At 31.9% G+C, this 3,766-nt stretch carries 5 protein-coding genes; all 5 read right to left on the bottom strand.

Translation table 11 applies throughout. The features are described 5' to 3' along the window. On the bottom strand, positions 1-375 hold a 375-nt coding region (locus PHC28_RS16890; protein ID WP_300103344.1), incomplete at its 3' end, for a two-component regulator propeller domain-containing protein. A 158-nt stretch (positions 376-533) separates the two neighbouring features. Then, positions 534-764 carry a hypothetical protein gene (locus PHC28_RS16885; RefSeq protein ID WP_300103342.1) on the bottom strand — a complete coding sequence of 77 codons (231 nt, stop codon included), beginning with the start codon at positions 762-764 and terminating at the stop codon, positions 534-536. A gap of 51 nt (positions 765-815) precedes the next feature. Beyond that, entirely contained in the window at positions 816-1,724 is a 909-nt protein-coding gene (locus PHC28_RS16880) for a prohibitin family protein (RefSeq protein WP_300103340.1), read from the bottom strand. A gap of 73 nt (positions 1,725-1,797) precedes the next feature. After that, the gene (locus tag PHC28_RS16875) at positions 1,798-3,180 is read right to left on the bottom strand and encodes an MATE family efflux transporter (protein WP_300103338.1); all 1,383 of its coding nucleotides are present in this window, start codon (positions 3,178-3,180) and stop codon (positions 1,798-1,800) included. Positions 3,181-3,291: 111 nt separating this feature from the next. Continuing rightward, a partial coding sequence (locus PHC28_RS16870) for a polyphosphate kinase 2 family protein (RefSeq protein WP_367278059.1) occupies positions 3,292-3,766 on the bottom strand: 475 nt, incomplete at its 5' end.

The following is a 3,766-nucleotide window of genomic DNA, read 5'->3' as shown; positions in this document are numbered from 1 at the left end:
TATGGAGACAAATTGATTGTTTATTTCATCAAAATAAGAAGGCACTTCATTGTAACAATTTACCCAAATAGTTCCATTTTTTTCTTTAATAACCTGCAATACATCGTTGGAAGGTAATCCGTTTTTTACGGTATAATTATAGAAATACTTTCCATCAAATCGAGCGATGCCATTATTGGTTGCAATCCATAAAAATCCGTTATTGTCTTCAACAATATCATAAATATGATTGCTGGGCAAACCTTCGTTAGTAGAAAAAGTACTTATTTTGTTGTAAGATTGCGCAAAAACATTCGTTCCAATATTTCCGAAAAAAAATTGGAATATCATTAAATAAAAAAACAGGGGAGTTGTTGCTTTTAAATCTATATTCATATTAGCAAATTAGCGCAAAAAAAATATTTCATAAATATACCTTATTTAATTGGGAAATACTATTAGAGTTATTTCATTAAAAAAAGCGAATGCAAAACGATGAAAACTCATCTTTTACATCCGCTTAGATATTTATAGAAAGTTATTTAAAAATAAACTTATTCTTTCTCGTAACGTTCCATTTCTCGGTCATAAAAATCATTGGCAAGAATAATTAATCCTTCCATTTCAGCGTTTAATTCGGCTTCGTCAAGATCTTCTGCTTCTTCCATAAACTCGACTTCATCGTCTTTTAGATTGATGATAAATCGAGGATAATCGAGGTGAATGATAAAAATATCTTCAGGAAAATCAGTATTGTCACCTAGTAAAAATTTTGGCAATTCCATTTTATTCAATTAAAAATTAAAAATTACGAATTAAAAAATTCGCTTAACGCTTTATTTATCCGAAAGAATAACTGGCGCACTTCCTTTTCCCATAAAAATAATTTTGGTATTGGCTGAAGTGGCAATTTCTTTTTGTGCTTTTATTTGTTCGTATTGCAATTGTTTATCCGTTAATCCCATTGAAATAATATGTTGATAATCTGCAATACCTTGCGCTTCTACCCTTTTTCTTTCCGCTTCTTGTTTTTCTTTTTGCAAAACAAACTGCATTTTTTGAGCATCCTGTTCAGCATTAATTTTGCTTTCAATAGATGCTTTCACTGAGGTTGGAAGATTAATATTTCTAATTAATAACTGCTCTAAAACCAATCCTCTTGCTTTAAAATCAGCTTCGATATTTTTGAATATTCTATCTTGAAATTCATTTCTTTTTGTAGAATACAAAGCTACAGCGTCATAATAAACTGCGTTGTCGCGAATTCTTGTTCTTGTAACAGGACGTACAATTTTGTCATTATAATTTATCCCAATTTGCTTAAATATTTTTGGAGCGTCGGCAGGAATAATTCGATATAAAACGGTTAGATCAATCACCACTTCTAATCCATCATTCGACAAAACACGAATGGCATCATCTCCTTCTTGTGCTCCTTCTCCGTGAACTGCTGACATTGTGTAGTTTTGCGTTTGAATATCAAAATCAGTAACGTCTAAAAGCGGATTAATAATATGCAAACCACTTTCAAGAACATCGGGTTGAACACTTCCGTAAAGAGATTTTACCCCAACTTTTCCAGCATCAATTTGTTTGAACATTGAAGAAGAAACGCCTAATAAAATGATTAAAAATCCAATAATCTTAAAGATATTAGAAAATTTAGAAAGCGGATTTCTCATATCGCTTTTCAAAGTAAAACTCAAAATCAGTAAAATAACCCCAATAATAATTAATAGTACCATTTTTTTAAAATTAAATTGTTCGGTTATTATACGACGAATAAATATAGAAGTTACAATTTTTTAAGAAAACACTTTAATTATTATTGTTTTCCAAAACCAACTTTTTTGTCAATACCGCAAAGCGAAGATACAAAAATAAAGCTGCCGATGAAAGCCCTGCCAAAAGTCCTATCCAAATTCCTGTTGCTCCTAAAGTAGTATGTCTTCCTAAATAATACGAAACTGGAAATCCTACAACCCAATAAGCCACGAAGGTAATATACATTGGAATTTTTACGTCTTGCAAACCTCGCAAAGCACCAAGAACGACAACTTGAATTCCGTCGGAAATTTGAAAAACCGCTGCCACCAAAAGTAGTTTAGAAGCAATGATGATGATTTCCTTATTATCAATAGCTTGAGCTGAATCAGTCATATTCAAAAATAAATGTGGCAGGTAATTATGAAAAATCACAAAAATAAGACCGAAGAATATTTCGAAAATAATGGTTAATAAAAATATAGATCTTGCCGTTATTATTAATCCTTTAAAATCTCTTGAGCCTTTCAAATAACTCAACCGAATCATTGCCGTCACACTAAAACCCATAGCAAACATAAAAGTGGTAGATGCCATAATGAGTGCAATTTGATTTGCTGCCTGACTGTTTTTTCCGAGTGACCCCGAAAGCCAAATTGCCGCTGTGAACAAAGTCACTTCAAACAACATTTGCATTGCCGAAGGAAAACCAAGATTGACAATCTTCATCAAGATTGATTTCTTGATTTCCTTAAAACTAAAATTTTTGAAATATCTTTTAAAAGCTGCATTTTTTCTCAAAATGAAGTGCATAAAAACAACCATCATAATTCTGGAAATCACTGTTCCTAATGCCGCTCCCAAAATTCCTAATTTCGGAAAACCCCAAACTCCGTAAATTAAAACATAATTAAAAAAAATATGAACCACATTAGCCAAATAAATAGCATACATCGAATATTTGGTTTGCGACAAACCGTCGGAAAATTGTTTGTATCCTTGAAAAACAATCACTGGAATCAACGAAAATGCAACCCAATCAATGTAAGGAGTTGCCAGTTTTACGACTGCTTCTGGCTGATTCATCAAGTTCATTATTGGTTTTGATAAAACAATCAAAGCAAATATGGCTATTCCCAAAACAGTACATAATAACAAACCATGATGAAAAGTAGTTCGGATTTTTTTATCGTCTTTTTCGGCATCGGCTTCTGAAACCAAAGGCGTGATGGCAGTTGAAAATCCAATTCCCAAAGACATTCCGATAAAGATAAAACTATTGCCTAGCGAAACCGCTGCCAATTCAGTTGAACCCAAATTTCCAACCATAAAATTATCTACGATTCCAATCAACGTATGACCAAGCATCCCCAAAATTACGGGATAAGCTAGTCTTAAATTATACGAAAACTCTTTTGTATATTGAGAAAAATTCACTTTGCTTTTTTTAGGATTGCAAAGATGCAAAGATTCAACACGATTTACACGAATTTACACAAATTTTATTTTCGAGAAATTTTATAAAATCTCTAATTCGTGTCAAAGTTTTTATTCTTCCAACTGTTTTTTATATTCCTCAAAATTAGCTTTTACTTTATCGTCTAATTCAGGTTCTTTTATATCTGTATGTTTTTGCATTTCTTCCCAGATAATTTTAGCAACAATATAACGAGCCATTTCTTTGTCATCAGCTGGAACAATATACCAAGGAGCAATTTCAGAAGCAGTTTTATTAATCGCTTCCTCATAATATTTCATATATTCTTCCCAATGTTCGCGTTCTTTCAAATCACCTGGCGAAAATTTCCAATGATGTTTTTCTTCATTTAATCTTCTCAGTAAGCGTTTTCTTTGTTCCTCTTTACTTAAATGAAAGTAGAATTTCATTACAATCGTTCCATTTTGCGAAATATGCTTCTCGAAATTATTGATTTGTTCCATCCGATTATCCCAAAACTGTGGAGTAATATCCTCTACTTTTTCAATTCCAGGCAAATTCTCATTCAAAATATATTCAGGATGC

Origin of the sequence: Flavobacterium sp. (assembly GCF_028712645.1) — a bacterium.
Taxonomy (GTDB): domain Bacteria; phylum Bacteroidota; class Bacteroidia; order Flavobacteriales; family Flavobacteriaceae; genus Flavobacterium.
Note: the sequence above shows the minus strand (reverse complement) of the source record. Positions and strands in the feature narration are given on the sequence as shown.

Excerpts from the sequence above, each read along its gene's own strand:
- PHC28_RS16885 (WP_300103342.1), bottom strand. The coding sequence starts at position 764 with ATGGAATTGCCAAAATTTTTACTAGGTGACAATACTGATTTTCCTGAA.
- PHC28_RS16880 (WP_300103340.1), bottom strand. The coding sequence starts at position 1,724 with ATGGTACTATTAATTATTATTGGGGTTATTTTACTGATTTTGAGTTTT.